Source organism: Zoogloea sp. (assembly GCF_028689785.1).
Classification (GTDB): domain Bacteria; phylum Pseudomonadota; class Gammaproteobacteria; order Burkholderiales; family Rhodocyclaceae; genus Zoogloea.
In genome coordinates this window covers 36,772-51,739 of record NZ_JAQVCN010000008.1, presented here as the reverse complement: position 1 = coordinate 51,739, position 14,968 = coordinate 36,772, and the positions used below count along the sequence as shown (strand labels likewise).

The window sequence follows — 14,968 nt, the reverse complement described above, 5'->3', positions numbered from 1 at the left end:
CCATTGATGAGCTCCGCACACGAACTCGACCTCGGTCCGCTGACCTGGGTCAAAGGCGAGATCGACCTGGCCCTGGAACGGTCGGAAACGGCGCTTGCCGAAGCCGGCAGTGCCCCCGACCGCCTCGGCCGGATCAAATTCGCCCAGACCCACCTGCACCAGGCCCATGGCGCCCTGTCCATCGTCGGCCTGGACGGGTTGACCCAATTCTCGGAGCATGTCGACCGCCTGCTTGGCGAACTGGCTGCCGGTCAGGTGTCCTACACCCCGGAGGTTGCACGCCTCGCCTCCCGCTGCATCGCCGCCATCGGCAACTACCTGGACGAACTCACCCGCGGCCAGCCCGATCAGGCCCTGCGGCTCTTCGATCTCTACGTCGAACTCGCCGCGGCGCGTGGCCAGGAGCCCCCGACCCCCGGCGAGCTGTTCTACCCGGACCTGTCCCAGCGCCCGGTCTTCGCCGGCCCTGCCGACACCAGCGAAGATCCAAAGCGCCTACGCGCCCTGCGGGGGCGTTTCGAGCGCGGTCTTCTCAAGTGGTTCCGCAACGGCCTGGACCCCGCCGGCCCCCAGGAGATGCGCGAAGCAGTGTCGGGCATTGAGAGGCTGCAGGGAGTCCCCACGTCCCGCGCCTTCTGGTTTGCCGCTACCGCCTTCTTTGACGCTCTTGAGCAGCGCGACGCCCCTGCCGACCCCGCCACCAAGCGGCTGTGCGGACGCATCGACGCTCAAATGCGCCGGGTGATGGAAGGCTCCAGCATGGTCGCCGAGCGCCTGATGCGCGACGTGCTCTACCACGTGGCAAGCACCTCGGCCCAATCCCCGAGCATCGCTGCAGTACGCGAGGCCTACGCCCTCGAACGGCTCATTCCGGCCGGCAAGTACCAGATCAGTGACACCCCTCAGGCGCCTCTGCTGCGCAAGCTCCGCGAGGGCTTTGCCGATGCCCGCGACGCCTGGTCCCAGTTCTCCAAAGGCGGTGCCATCGGTCTGCCTCGCTTCCAGGAGTCCATAGCTCCGCTGGCCACCCAGGCCCGGGAGCTCAATCACCCCGAGATCGCCGAGTTCGTCGAGTCCCTCACGGATCTCGCCCTATGGCTGCGCCAAGACCCCCTGCAGTTCAACGACACCATGTCCATGGACGTGGCAACGTTGATGCTGCTGGTGGATGCGCAGCTAGACACCCACAGCCAGGGCGCGCCAGACAACACCCCGCAGATCCAGGCCCTGATCAACCGTTTGCAGGCCCACAAGCGGGGCGAGCATCTGCCGCCGCTGGACATCATCAAGCCCGAGTCCGACGACAGGCAGATCAATCGCCAGCTTGCCCACGAGATCCTCGCGAGCCTAGGTGATGTCGAGCAGAGCCTCGACAGTTTCTTCCGGGCCCCGACCCAGACCGACATCCTGAACGCCGTGCGCGCGCCTCTCAAGCAGATCGAGGGCGCCCTGTCGGTCATGAACGAAGACGGCGCCGTACGTCTGTTGCAGGACGCAGCCGCACGCATCGCCGCCCTGACCACTGCCGGCAGCGACGCCGACACTCCAGCCTTCGAAGAAATCGCTCACCGCCTGTCGGCACTCGGCGTTTATATCGAAGCCCTGCAACACGGCCCGGCCGACCTCGACCGCATCCTACGTCCCGACCAGCCAGCCCCGGCCACCTCGGGCGCCAGCATCGAAGCCGAACTTGATCAGCAGAAGCGCGACGCCGCTGCCCTGGCTGCCGCCCTCAAAGACAACCCCGACGACTTCGGCCTGCGCACCGAGCTCCAGCTCAACCTCGAGAACCTGCGCCAGGACGCCTCCCTCACTGCCAACACCGAGCTCGAGAAACAGGCCCGCCAGGCCCTCACCATGCTCGATGCCGGCGAACTCTTCGCCGAGGCCGTCCCCCTGGCCAGCAGCCCTGAGGCCCCCGCCCTGTCCGCCGAGGCCACCCGCCTGCTGGACGCCAGCGCCGCCGAGATAGACGCCGAGCTGCTGGACATCTTCATCGAAGAAGCGATCGACGTGAGGGCCACCATCGCCCGCAACCTCGTGCTCCTGGACGAGGCACCGGACGACACCGACGTCCTCACCACCATTCGACGCAGCTTCCACACCCTCAAGGGCAGCGGCCGCATGGTCGGCCTCAAGGACTTCGGTGAAGCCGCCTGGAGCATCGAGCAGACCCTGAATCACTGGCTCCGGGTCGAACAGGCAGTCACCCCGGAACTCCTCAGCCTGATCGGTCAGGCGCTGGCCGAGTTTTCCGGCTGGATCGAACAGCTCCAGTCCGGCTCCGGCCCCCAGCGCGACGTCAGCGCCCTGCTTGCCGAGTCTGCCCGCTTGCGTGGTGATGGCGATGCCGAGTTCCCGGCTGCAACGCCCACCCCGGCAGAACCGGACACTGCGCCGGTTGCCCCCCCGGCACCCGAGATTCCCGCCCAGCTCGACACAGCCCTGACCATCGAGGCTCCCGAGTTCGACGACTACCAGCCCACCGAGAGCAGCCTCATCTCCGTTTCGCTGACCGACGAGCCCCAGGAGCTCGACCTTGAGGCGACACTGCTGCTCAACGAATACGACCTCGCCGCCACCGCCCTGAACCTGCCCAGGGCCATGGTCGAGGAAGCACCGGACGAAGCCTTCGACCTCAACTTCCCTGAACTGTCCTTTGTCGATCCGGCAGGCTCGGACGCGCCCACCGCCACCAAAGAAGCCACTGGCGGGGCTGCCGGCTCCCGTGTCGACGAACTCCTCCTGCAGGACGACCTGGCAAGTCCCCACTTCGATCTGAGCTTCGAGCTACCCAGCGAAGCAGTCGAGGAACCGGTTGCAAGCGACGAAGACGTCTTCCTGCCCATCGAAGCCCTGGAGATCGTTGGCGAAGAAGCCCCCGTCACCGAAGACAGCCAGGCCGACACGCCGGACGAGGTCCTCGAAGTGGAAGACCTCTTCGAGGATGACGGGGCACTGGCCGGCACGAGGATGCCCGAACCCGCAGGGGCCGCCGAGATCATCGACGCTCCCGAGGTCTTTGAAGTCCCTGAAGTCTTCGATGCGCCTGAAACCATCGAAGCATTCGAGGCCCTGGAATCCATCGACTTTGCCGAGCCAATCGAGCGGGCAGAGCTCACCGACGTACCGGCACTGCAGGACGAGCCCCTTGAGCCCGACGCCTTCCCGGAGATCGACGAGCCTGGCACCGACGCGGAACCGGAAGCCGGTGAAGGCCAGACCGATAACGAAGCACCGGTCGAGGCCCCCGATGTGCTCGACCTCGCCGATCTGCCGGACGACGAAGACACCAAGCCGGAAGCCAGCACCGACCCGGACGAGGTCCGTCTTGGTGACGTCACCCTGTCCCGCCCACTTTTCGATCTCTACCTTGCCGAAGCCCGGCAGCATGTGGCCACCTTGCGACATGAGCTGGCCCGGCTTTCGGTCAACCCCAGCCTGATCCCCACCGGCGGTGCCATCCGTGCCGCCCATACCCTGGCTGGCATTTCCGGCACAGCCCGCTTCTCCGCCCCCCAGCAGCTCGCCAAGGCCCTCGAACTGGCCCAGCAGCGCCTCACGGACCACGACCGGGCCCCCACCGCCCCCCAGGCCGCCACACTCAACGCTGCGGCAACAGCCCTGGAGAGCATGCTCGTCCAGCTGGCCAGTCGCCAGTTGCCGGAGCCCATGCCCGAGCTGGCCGGGGCGCTCGACGACATTCTCGTATCCCACCTGGCCGAAGTCATCGCCCTGCATCCGGCCTCCGCGCCCGAAGCCCTCGTCACCCCGGCCAGCAGCCGCGACGCAGCGCCGCGTCCGCCCGAAACACCCGCAGCGCCCAGCGCCCCCCTGCGCGATGAGCTCGACCCCGAACTCCTGCCGATTTTCCTCGACGAGGGCAGCGAGCTCCTCGACAACCTCGACGCCGCCCTGCGCAACTGGCGCGACGACCCGGCGGACCCCGGCCACGCCAGCAGCGTGGCCCGCCTCCTCCACACCCTGAAGGGCAGCGCCCGGATGGTGGGTGCCATGAGCCTCGGGCAAAGCTTGCACGAGCTCGAAACCCGGCTCGAACGAGCCCGCAGTCAGGCCCCTGGCGGCCAGGGAATCGTCGACGACCTCGAAGCCTCCCTCGACCAGGCCCGCCAAGCGCTGGAGAACCTGCAGCAACCGGCCCCGGTCGCCACCGTCATCAACGAAGCCCCGGTCGCTTCCGAAGACAGCGCACCAGCCCAGCCTGGAGACACGACCGCTCCGGGAACCCGGGTACAACTGCGTGTGGAAGCCAGCCGAATCGACCAGTTCGTCAACGAGGCTGGCGAAATCAGCATCGCCCGCACCCGTATCGAAGGAGAGCTGCGCACCCTGCGCCGCTCCCTCCTCGACCTCACTGAGAACGTCATCCGTCTGCGCAACCAGCTGCGCGAGGTAGAAATCCAGGCCGACACGCAGATGCAGTCGCGACTCTCCCAGGTCGAGACCCAGCACACCGAGTTCGACCCCCTGGAAATGGACCGCTACACCCGCCTCCAGGAACTCACCCGGATGATGGCGGAGAGCGTCGGCGACGTGACCACGGTGCAGCAAAACCTGCTGCGCAACCTCGACGGCGCAGAAGTCGCTCTTCACTCTCAGTCGCGCATGGCGCGGGAGCTGCAGCAGTCGCTGATGCACGTACGCATGGTGCCCTTCGACAGCCTCGCCGAGCGCCTCTACCGCCTGGTCCGCCAGACCGCCAAGGAGCTCGGTCGCCGCGCCAACCTGGACATCATCGGCGGTCAGATCGAAATCGATCGCAGCGTGCTCGACGCCATGACTGGCCCCCTCGGCCACTTGGTGCGCAACGCAGTCGCCCACGGCATCGAGTCGCCAGAGAAACGCCGGGAAGCCGGCAAGCCCGAGATCGGTCAGATCAACCTGCGGGTGTCCCACGAAGGCAACGAGGTTGTCATGGAGTTCCGTGACGACGGCGCCGGCCTGGACTTCCAGCGCATCCGTGCCCAGGCCATTGAGAGCGGCCTGCTGGCCCCCGATGAGGACGCCGACGACAAGCGCCTCACCAACCTGATTTTCGTGCCCGGCTTCACCACCGCCAGCCTGTCCAGCCTGGCCGGCCGGGGTGTGGGCATGGACGTGGTAAAGAGCGAGACTGCCGCTGTCGGCGGACGCATCAGTGTCGACAGCACCCCTGGCCAGGGCACTTGCTTCCGCATCCACCTTCCCCTCACCCTCGCCGTCACCCAGGCTCTGCTGGTGCGCGCCGGCAACCGCACCTTCGCCATTCCCTCGTCGATGGTGGCCCAGGTGCTCGAGCTGAAGGCCAGTGCCCTTGAAAAGCTGCGGGACGAACGAGGCACCGACTGGCTGGGCGAGCACTTCGGCTACCGCTACCTGCCACGCCTGCTCGGCGATTTCGAATCCCGGCCCCAGATCGAACGCTTCAACTGGGTGCTGCTGCTGCGCGCCGGCAGCGAGACCGTGGCCCTCCACGTGGACGCCCTGCGCGGCAACCAGGAAGTCGTGGTCAAGAACGCCGGGCCCCAGTACGCCCGCATGGTCGGCTACTCCGGGGCCACGGTGCTCGGCGACGGCGAGATCGTACTGATCCTCAACCCGGTCGCCCTGGCGGCCCGCAGCCCTGCAGGTGCCGACGATGGCGCCATCCTGCAGGCCGCCGTCACGGTTCCCAGCCAGCCCACGGTGATGGTGGTGGATGATTCCCTCACCGTCCGCAAGATCACCGGCCGCCTGCTCGAACGGGAAGGCTACCGGGTGATCACCGCCAAGGATGGCGTGGATGCCCTTGAGCAACTGCTCACCGTGCGCCCCGACGTGATCATCGCCGACATCGAAATGCCACGCATGGATGGTTTCGACCTGACACGCAACATCCGCGCCGACGTGAAGCTCAAGGTCGTGCCGATCATCATGATCACCTCGCGCACCGCCGAGAAGCACAAGCGCTACGCCGAGGAGATTGGAGTCAATCACTACCTGGGCAAGCCCTACGACGAAGATGTACTACTGGATCTGATCCGGGGTTTTGCACCACCGTCCGAGTCCTGACCCGCGCCAAAACCGCGCTTTCGTCCGGGGGAGGGGCGGGCTTGGCTATAATCGGGTGTTTTCCAGCCCGACCGTCCCATGAATCTGCTCTTCGAAGAGGATGGTGCCTTCAAGACCGGCACCATCCTGACCGACAACGACGCCTCCCTGCAGGTGGAAACACCCCACGGCAAGCGCCTCAAACTGAAGAGCAAGGACGTGCTGATGCGCTTCGCCCAGCCGTCCGCGGGCGAGCTGCTGGAGCGCGCCGAAGCCGAGGCTGAAGGCTTCGATACCGAATTTCTGTGGGAAGTCTGCGGTGACGACGAATTCGTGTTCACCGACTTCGCCAAGGAATATTTCGGTCATCCTCCCACCCCGATCGAGTCCACGGCCATCCTGCTGCGTCTCCACGCCGCACCCATCTACTTCCATCGCAAGGGCCGTGGCCGTTTCCGCAAAGCCCCCGCCGAGATTCTTCAGGCCGCCCTGGCCGGGCTTGAAAAGAAGCGCCTCCAGGCCGCCGCCGTGGAACGCATGCGTGACGAGCTCCTCGCCGGCCGCCTGCCCGAAGAGCTCCAGCCCATGGTCCGGCAGCTGCTCTACAAACCCGACCGCAACCGCCTGGAAACCAAGGCCCTTGAAGCGGCCTGTGCCGAGAACGGCCAGTCGCCGGCCCGCCTGCTCCTCTCCTGTGGCGCCCTGGCCTCGTCCCACGAACTGCACTTCGATCGTTTCCTGTTCGAGTACTTCCCCGCAGGCACCGATTTTCCTGCTGTGGACGACCCTGTGGCTCCCAGCGAGCTGCCCGTGGCAGCCGTGCGCGCCTTCTCCATCGACGATGCCGCCACCACCGAGATCGACGACGCCTTCTCGGTAACGCCCACCGACGCGGGCTGGCGCATCGGCATCCACATCGCCGCCCCAGGCCTTGGCTTCGGCCGGGAGTCCGGCCTCGATGGCATCGCTCGCCAGCGCCTGTCCACGGTGTACATGCCGGGCAACAAGATCACCATGCTGCCAGAGAGCATCGTCGAGCGTTTTACCCTAGGCGAAGGCCGCGACTGCCCGGCCCTGTCCTTGTACCTGGAAGTAAGCCGCGACCTCATCGTCACCGGCAACCATTCCTGCATCGAACGCGTGCCGGTGGTGGCCAACCTGCGCCACCACGACATCGAGCCCGTATTCAACGACACCACCCTTGCCGAGGGCGGGCCAGACTTCCCCTGGAAGGCAGAGCTGAACCTGCTGTGGGAGCTGGCCACCGTCCTGGAGGCCGGCCGAGGCAAGCCCGCCGCCAACCAGAATCTGGTGGATTACAACTTCAGCGTGGACTGGAGCATAAGCACCGAGGATGGCCCCGGCCGCATCGAGATCGGACGGCGCCCCCGTGGTTCGCCCCTCGACAAGCTGGTTGCCGAGCTGATGATTGCCGCCAACAGCACCTGGGGCAAAGCCCTGGCTGAGGCCGGCATCCCAGCCCTGTACCGGGCCCAGACCGGTGGCAAGGTGCGCATGACCACGGCTGCGGCCCCCCACGAAGGGCTTGGTGTCGACTGCTACGCGTGGTCCAGCTCCCCCCTGCGCCGCTATGTCGATCTGGTAAACCAGTGGCAGCTGATCGCCTGGCTGCAGGGCAGCATGCCGGCATTTCCGCCCAAGTCCCCCGACCTCATCGCTGCCATGCGCGACTTCGAGCTCACCTATACTGCCTACGCTGAATTCCAGCGTGGAATGGAGCGCTACTGGTGCCTCCGCTGGCTACGCCAGGCAGGCCACCCAGCCATGAGTGCCCGCGTGCTACGGGAAAGTCTGGTCCGCCTGGAGGAAATCCCGCTGGTCTTCAAGGTGCCGTCCCTGCCCACGCTTCCCCCCGGAACCCGGGTTCGCCTGGCGATCGACAGCACCGACCTGATCGACGTAGAGGTGCGAGCCACCTATCTTGAAACCCTGGCAGCATCCAGCGGCGAACCCATCGAAGTGGATGAGGAAGAGATTCCCGAAGCCCTGGGCGCCACGAAAGATGAAGCGGCAGCCCCACTGCCGTCCCCCACTGCTGACACTCCCCCGGCCCATCCCGCCTGACCCCTGATGCTGCAGGCTCTCCGCCGCCTCCCCGCCCGGCTCTCCCCCGCCGCCGGTAGCGCCACCACCACACCGCTCAGCCCCATGCCGGTCTTCGCGGGTACCACCGTACGCTACGCTCTGGAGTGGGGGGTGGGCTTGTCCCTGTCCCTCCACGCCATTCTGCTGTCCATCCATTTCGTCATGCCGGACCCGGACACGTTCAAGCACCAGGACAAGGGGCTCCAGGTCGTCCTGGTCAACTCCCGCCATGTCCAGCGCCCAGACAAGGTGGATGTACTGGCCCAGAGCAACCTGGATGCCGGCGGAACCGGTGACCAATCCGGCCAGATGGCCACCCCCCTGCCCCCTCAGGAGCATTCCCGGGTTGGTGATGGCCTGGTCGAAGCACAACGCCGCAGCGAGCAGCAGCAGGCCCCCGAGATGCAGGCCATGACAGGCGCAAAGGGCAAGGCGATCCAACTGGACGCCCAGCAGGTCAGCCCGACGGAAGCCCCCAGCCCCGTCTCGGGCTACGACCTCCTCGACAGCTCTGCTGCAGTCGCCCGGATCGAAGCCCAGATCGACAAGGACCTGGTGGACTACGCCGCCCGACCTCGCAAGAAGTTCATCGGCGCCCGCGCCGGTGAATACCGGTTTGCCCAGTATGTGGAAGACTGGCGCCAGAAGATCGAGCGCGTCGGCACCCTCAACTACCCGCCCGCCGCCCGAGGCAAGATGTATGGCAGCCTGCTGCTGTCCATCAGCATCGGCGCCAACGGTGCGGTCCGCCATGTGGAGATCCAGCGCTCCTCCGGTAACAAGATCCTCGATGATGCCGCCGTCCGCATCGTCCAGTTGGCCTCTCCCTTCCCGGCCTTCCCGGAGAACATCCGAAAGGACACGGATGAGATCGTGATCACCCGGACCTGGAAGTTCACCAACGCCGACATGGTCAAAACGGAAAACTCCGAGTAACCCCAGCGAGCACACCATGGACCGCTACGCCGTGATCGGCAATCCGATCGCCCACAGCAAATCGCCCCGCATCCACAGCCTGTTCGCCGCGCAGACCGGCCAGGAACTGGTCTACGAGGCCCTCCTTGGCCCCATAAACGCCTTTGTCGGCACCGTGACGGCCTTCCAGGCTGCAGGTGGTCGCGGGCTCAATGTGACCGTGCCCTTCAAGCTCGAGGCCTTCGAACTGGCTGACCGCCACACACCGCGGGCCCAAGCTGCCGGCGCGGTGAACACCCTGGCCTTCGGTGCCGACGGCATCCTCGGGGACAACACCGACGGCGCCGGCATCCTGCGCGACATCACCGTCAACCAGGGTTGCCGCGTCGCCGGCCGGCGGGTGCTTCTTCTCGGTGCTGGCGGCGCCGCGCGGGGCACCGTACTGCCCCTCCTCGAGGCCGCCCCGGCCAGCCTGGTGATCGCCAACCGCACGGCCAGCAAGGCCGCCGAGCTGGCCGACGAGTTTGCCCGCTCCGGCCCCCTGAAACCCCTGGGCTGCGGCTTTTCCGAGCTCGCCGGACAGCATTTCGACGTGGTCATCAACGCCACCAGTGCAAGCCTCTCCGACGCAGCCCCCGACCTGCCCGACGGCCTCTACGCGCCGGGCAGCCTGGCCTACGACATGATGTACGGCAAGGGCGACACCCCCTTCATGCGCGCCGCCCGGGAGCAGGGCGCGGCCCGCCTCTGCGACGGCCTCGGCATGCTGGTGGAACAGGCCGCCGAGAGCTTCCTGCTGTGGCGGGGCCTGCGCCCCGACACCGCCTCCGTGCTGACGCAGCTGCGCGCCGGCCTCTGACACGAGCGGCGATGAAGACCGTCTGGCACTGGACCCGGCGGGCGCTACTGGCCCTGGCCCTGCTCTTCATCGCCTGGCATCTGTGGCTGTTCGGGCTCGTCGTCTGGTGGAAGTGGGTTCCCCCCTCCGAGACCAGCTTCATGAGCCTGCGCCTCGATGAACTCAACCAGAAGAGGTCCGACGCCGAACTGCGTTACCGCTGGGTGCCCTACGAGCAGATCTCCCCGCACCTGAAACGCGCGGTCATCGCCGCCGAGGACGACAAGTTCGTCGACCACGAAGGCTTCGACTGGGAAGGCATCCAGAAGGCCATCGAGAAGAACCAGAAGAAGGGCAAGGCGGTGGCCGGCGGCTCCACCATCAGCCAGCAACTGGCCAAGAACCTCTTCCTGTCACCCTCCCGCAGCTACTTCCGCAAGGCCGAGGAGGCGATCATCACGGTGATGATCGAAGCCGTCTGGGACAAGCGCCGCATCCTTGAGGTGTATCTCAACGTGGTCGAATGGGGCAACGGCATCTTCGGCTGCGAAGCCGCCGCCCAGCGCTACTACAAAACCTCCGCCGCTCGTCTGAACCCAGCCCAGGCCGCCCGGATGGCGGTGATGCTGCCCAATCCCCGCAAGTACGAAACCAGCTTCGGACCACGCCTGGCGGCCCATGCGGCACGCATCCAGGGGCGCATGCAGTACTCGGAAGTCCCCTGAGGCTTCACCCTCGAAACGGTATTTCTGCACACCCACGGGATACGTCGGCCCCTGCCCGACCGAGGGCCCTTGGGGTAGAATGCGCTGCTTTTCCCCAGTCGTGCCTCCCCCGATGCAATTCGCCGGATTCACCTTGCGAAACAATCTGTTCGTCGCGCCCATGGCCGGCGTCACGGACCGTCCTTTCCGCCAGCTTTGCAAGAAGATGGGTGCGGGTGTCGCCGTCTCCGAGATGGTCACCTCCAACTCCCTGCTTTACGGCAGCGCCAAGACCCAGCGGCGCGCCAACCATGATGGCGAAGTGGACCCCATCTCCGTGCAGATCGCCGGTGCCGATCCGGCCATGATGGCCGAAGCCGCCCGTCACAACATCGACCGGGGCGCCCAGATCATCGACATCAACATGGGCTGCCCGGCCAAGAAGGTCTGCAACGTCATGGCCGGCTCCGCACTGATGCAGGACGAGCCTCTGGTGGCCCGCATTCTGGAAGCCGTGGTCGGCGCCGCGGGCAGCACCCCGGTCACGCTCAAGTTCCGCACCGGCTGGAACAAGGCCAACAAGAATGCTCCGATGATCGCCCGCATTGCCGAAGAGTCCGGCATCCAGCTCATCGCCATCCACGGCCGCACCCGCGCCTGCCAGTACACAGGTGAAGCCGAGTACGACACCATCGCCGACGTGAAGACCCGGGTGCACATCCCGGTCATCGCCAACGGCGACATCACCACGCCCCAGAAGGCGAAGTTCGTGCTCGACTACACCGGCGCCGACGGCATCATGGTCGGCCGTGCCGCTCAGGGTCGCCCGTGGATCTTCCGTGAGATCGAGCACTTCCTGAAGACCGGCGAAGAACTGCCCCCGCCCCTGGTCTCCGAGATCCTGCAGGTGTGCAAGGAGCACCTCGCCGACCTCTACGCCTTCTACGGCGAGGACACAGGCGTAAAGATCGCCCGCAAGCACATCAGCTGGTACACCAAGGGCCTGGTCGGCTCGGCCCAGTTCCGCAAGACCATGAACACCCTGCCGACAGTACAAGAACAGATTGCCGCCATTGACGAGTTCTTCGGTCGGCTCGCTGACAGAGACAGCCGACTGGTCTATGCAGACCCCGAAGAATTTCCTCAGGAGCTTGCCGCATGAGCAGTACCAGCAATGATATCGCCGACTCCGTCTGTCGCGCGCTGGACACCTATTTCCGGGATCTGGACGGCGAAAAGCCCAATGCCCTGTACGACATGGTGATCAAGAACGTCGAGCGCCCCATGCTCGAATTCGTGCTCAAGCAGGCCGGCGGCAACCAGACCCTGTGCGCGGAAATGCTGGGCATCAACCGCAACACCCTGCGCCGCAAGCTCTCCGAACACGCACTCCTCTAATCGTCACCCCCTCATTCAGTGCCGCGCCCTGCCGCGGCCATCCAGAGAAGCCCCATGAAAGTCACCCAAGCCCTGCTCAGCGTCTCCGACAAGACCGGCGTCATCGAATTCGCCCGCGAACTGTCCGCCCTCGGCGTGAACCTGCTGTCAACCGGCGGCACCGCCAAGAGCCTGCGCGACGCCGGCCTGCCGGTCACCGACGTGTCCGACTACACCGGCTTCCCCGAGATGCTCGACGGCCGCGTCAAAACCCTGCACCCCAAGGTGCACGGCGGCATCCTGGCCCGCCGTGACCTGCCCGAGCACCTGGCCAAACTCGAAGAGCACAGCATTCCGCGCATCGACCTCGTGGTGGTTAACCTCTACCCCTTCCAGGCTACCGTCGCCAAGGCTGACTGCACCCTCGAAGACGCCATCGAGAACATCGACATCGGCGGCCCCACCATGGTCCGCGCCGCGGCAAAAAACCACGGCAACGAGGCCGGTGGCGTCGGCATCGTGACCGACCCCGAGGACTACGCCGCCATCGTCGCCGAGCTCAAGGCCGGCAACGGCGCCCTGTCCTACAAGACCCGCTTCGATCTGGCCCGCAAGGCCTTCACCCACACCGCCCGCTACGACTCGGCCATCTCCAACCACCTGACAGCCCTGGCCGACGACGGCAGCAAGCTGGCCTACCCGGAGCGCTTCCAGTTGGCCTTCGACAAGGTGCAGGACCTCCGCTACGGCGAGAACCCCCACCAGTCCGCCGCCTTCTACCGCGAGTCCAGCGCCCCGGCCGGCACCATCGCCGCCTTCACTCAGGTGCAGGGCAAGGAGCTGTCTTACAACAACATCGCCGACTCCGACGCCGCCTGGGAGTGCGTCAAGGCCTTCGACTCAGTTGCCAACACTGTGGCTTGCGTGATCGTCAAGCACGCCAACCCCTGCGGCGTGGCCGTGGCCGCCAGCCCGCTCGAAGCCTACAAGAAGGCCTTCTCCACCGACCCCACCTCGGCCTTCGGCGGCATCATCGCCTTCAACACCACCGTTGATCGCGCCGCCGCCGAAGCCGTCAGCGCCCAGTTCCTGGAAGTGCTGATCGCCCCGGCCTATACCGACGAAGCCCTCGAACTCCTCAAGGCCAAGCAGAACGTCCGCGTGCTGATCGTCCCGCTGGGCATCGTCAAGCAGCCCGACTACAAGCGTGTCGGTGGTGGCCTGCTGGTCCAGAGCGCCGACTTCGCCCCCATCGCCGCAGCCGATCTGAAGGTCGTCACCAAGCGCGCCCCCACCGAACAGGAGCTCAGCGACCTGCTGTTCGCCTGGCGCGTGGCCAAATACGTCAAGTCCAACGCCATCGTCTACTGCAAGGATGGCATGACCATCGGTGTTGGCGCCGGCCAGATGAGCCGTGTGGACTCCGCCCGCATCGCCAAGATCAAGGCCGAGAACGCCGGCCTCGTCATCCCCGGCTGCGTGGTGGCCTCCGATGCCTTCTTCCCGTTCCGTGATGGCCTCGACGTGCTGGCCCAGGCTGGCGCCACCGCGGTCATCCAGCCGGGCGGCTCCATGCGTGACGCCGAGGTGATCGCCGCTGCCGACGAGCAGGGCATCGCCATGGTGCTCACCGGCTTCCGCCACTTCCGCCACTGATCCAGGCCCCAACATGAAAATCCTCGTCATCGGCTCCGGCGGTCGCGAACACGCGCTGGCCTGGAAACTGTCCCGCTCGGCCCGCGTCCATAAGGTTTACGTCGCCCCCGGCAACCCCGGCACCGCTCGGGAGCCCGGCGTTGAGAACGTGGCCATCACGGCCATTCCGGCGCTGATCGACTTTGTCCGCCAGGAGCAGATCGGCCTGACCGTCGTCGGCCCCGAGGCTCCCCTCGCCGCCGGCGTGGTGGATGCCTTCCGGGCCGCCGGCCTGCCCATCTTCGGGCCGACCCGGCTGGCCGCCCAGCTGGAGAGCTCCAAGGATTTCGCCAAGCAGTTCCTGCAGCGCCACAAGATCCCCACCGCCCGCTACCAGACCTTCTCCGACCCGGTTCAGGCCCACGCCTACGTGGATGCCGAAGGTGCCCCCATCGTCATCAAGGCCGACGGCCTGGCTGCCGGCAAGGGCGTAGTGGTGGCCATGACGATGGACGAGGCCCACGCGGCCATCGACGCCATGCTCACCCACAACACCTTGGGCGTGCAGTACGACGAACGCGGCCCGCGGGTGGTGATCGAAGAGTTCATGGAAGGCGAGGAAGCCAGCTTCATCGTCATGGCAGATGGCCGTCACGCCCTGCCCCTGGCCACCTCCCAGGATCACAAGCGCCTCAAGGACGCCGACCAGGGGCCCAACACTGGTGGCATGGGAGCCTACTCCCCCGCCCCGGTGGTCACCCCGGAAGTCCATGCCCGCGCCATGCGCGAGATCATCATGCCGACCCTCGTCGGCATGGCCGCCGAAGGCCTGCCCTACACCGGCTTCCTGTATGCCGGCCTGATGATCGACAGCAAGGGCGCCCCCCGCGTGGTCGAGTTCAACTGCCGCATGGGCGACCCTGAAACCCAGCCCATCATGATGCGCCTCAAGTCCGACCTGGTAGACCTGGTCGAAGCCGCCATTGCCGGCAAGCTCGACAAGATCGAAGCCGAGTGGGACCGCCGCTTCGCCCTGGGCGTGGTGATGGCTGCTGCCGGCTACCCGGACAGCCCGCGCAAGGGCGATGCCATCCACGGTCTGCCCACTGAAGCGAACGCCGACGTGCACGTCTTCCACGCCGGCACCACCGAGCAGGGCGGGCAGGTCGTCACCAGCGGCGGCCGCGTGCTGTGCGTCACGGCCCTCGGCGACAACGTCAGGAGCGCCCAGAAACAGGCCTACGAACAGGTGGACCAGATCCACTTCGACGGCATGCAGTGCCGTCGTGACATCGGCTACCGAGCCGTTGGCCGCAAGGGCTGAATACCATTATGAAACACCCCTCAGGCGCACTTCGTTCGC

9 protein-coding genes are annotated in these 14,968 nt (G+C 66.3%); all 9 read left to right on the top strand.

Features of this window, described 5'->3' with window-relative positions; genetic code table 11:
• The first annotated feature begins 6 nt into the window (after nt 1-6).
• The 9 genes from PHI64_RS06065 to purD all read left to right on the top strand — a co-directional run bounded on the left by PHI64_RS06065 (nt 7) and on the right by purD (nt 14,929).
• A complete protein-coding gene (locus tag PHI64_RS06065; RefSeq protein WP_299880163.1) occupies nt 7-6,051 on the top strand; it encodes an Hpt domain-containing protein in 6,045 nt (2,014 codons plus the stop codon).
• A gap of 78 nt (nt 6,052-6,129) precedes the next feature.
• Nucleotides 6,130-8,115, top strand: coding sequence for an RNB domain-containing ribonuclease (locus PHI64_RS06060; RefSeq protein WP_299880160.1), 1,986 nt, complete (start codon nt 6,130-6,132; stop codon nt 8,113-8,115).
• Between the two features lie 6 nt (nt 8,116-8,121).
• A complete protein-coding gene (locus PHI64_RS06055; RefSeq protein WP_299880158.1) occupies nt 8,122-9,072 on the top strand; it encodes a TonB family protein in 951 nt (316 codons plus the stop codon).
• Between the two features lie 16 nt (nt 9,073-9,088).
• The gene (gene aroE / locus PHI64_RS06050; protein WP_299880156.1) at nt 9,089-9,910 is read left to right on the top strand and encodes a shikimate dehydrogenase; all 822 of its coding nucleotides are present in this window, start codon (nt 9,089-9,091) and stop codon (nt 9,908-9,910) included.
• Nucleotides 9,911-9,921: 11 nt separating this feature from the next.
• Entirely contained in the window at nt 9,922-10,614 is a 693-nt protein-coding gene (gene mtgA, locus PHI64_RS06045) for a monofunctional biosynthetic peptidoglycan transglycosylase (RefSeq protein ID WP_299880154.1), read from the top strand.
• A 112-nt stretch (nt 10,615-10,726) separates the two neighbouring features.
• Entirely contained in the window at nt 10,727-11,755 is a 1,029-nt protein-coding gene (dusB, locus tag PHI64_RS06040) for a tRNA dihydrouridine synthase DusB (RefSeq protein WP_299880152.1), read from the top strand.
• Nucleotides 11,752-11,991, top strand: coding sequence for a helix-turn-helix domain-containing protein (locus PHI64_RS06035; RefSeq protein WP_299880150.1), 240 nt, complete (start codon nt 11,752-11,754; stop codon nt 11,989-11,991). The genes dusB and PHI64_RS06035 overlap by 4 nt, the downstream gene beginning before the upstream one ends.
• Nucleotides 11,992-12,045: 54 nt before the next feature.
• Entirely contained in the window at nt 12,046-13,626 is a 1,581-nt protein-coding gene (purH, locus tag PHI64_RS06030; protein WP_299880148.1) for a bifunctional phosphoribosylaminoimidazolecarboxamide formyltransferase/IMP cyclohydrolase, read from the top strand.
• A gap of 13 nt (nt 13,627-13,639) precedes the next feature.
• Nucleotides 13,640-14,929: a phosphoribosylamine--glycine ligase gene (gene purD, locus PHI64_RS06025; RefSeq protein ID WP_299880146.1), complete on the top strand. Its 1,290-nt coding sequence runs from the start codon at nt 13,640-13,642 to the stop codon at nt 14,927-14,929.
• Nucleotides 14,930-14,968 lie beyond the last annotated feature (39 nt).

What these genes read in the sequence shown, in the direction of transcription:
- PHI64_RS06035 (WP_299880150.1), top strand. Translation starts at nt 11,752, where the DNA reads ATGAGCAGTACCAGCAATGATATCGCCGACTCCGTCTGTCGCGCGCTG.
- purD (WP_299880146.1), top strand. Translation starts at nt 13,640, where the DNA reads ATGAAAATCCTCGTCATCGGCTCCGGCGGTCGCGAACACGCGCTGGCC.
- PHI64_RS06060 (WP_299880160.1), top strand. Translation starts at nt 6,130, where the DNA reads ATGAATCTGCTCTTCGAAGAGGATGGTGCCTTCAAGACCGGCACCATC.
- mtgA (WP_299880154.1), top strand. Translation starts at nt 9,922, where the DNA reads ATGAAGACCGTCTGGCACTGGACCCGGCGGGCGCTACTGGCCCTGGCC.
- PHI64_RS06055 (WP_299880158.1), top strand. Translation starts at nt 8,122, where the DNA reads ATGCTGCAGGCTCTCCGCCGCCTCCCCGCCCGGCTCTCCCCCGCCGCC.
- aroE (WP_299880156.1), top strand. Translation starts at nt 9,089, where the DNA reads ATGGACCGCTACGCCGTGATCGGCAATCCGATCGCCCACAGCAAATCG.
- purH (WP_299880148.1), top strand. Translation starts at nt 12,046, where the DNA reads ATGAAAGTCACCCAAGCCCTGCTCAGCGTCTCCGACAAGACCGGCGTC.
- PHI64_RS06065 (WP_299880163.1), top strand. Translation starts at nt 7, where the DNA reads ATGAGCTCCGCACACGAACTCGACCTCGGTCCGCTGACCTGGGTCAAA.
- dusB (WP_299880152.1), top strand. Translation starts at nt 10,727, where the DNA reads ATGCAATTCGCCGGATTCACCTTGCGAAACAATCTGTTCGTCGCGCCC.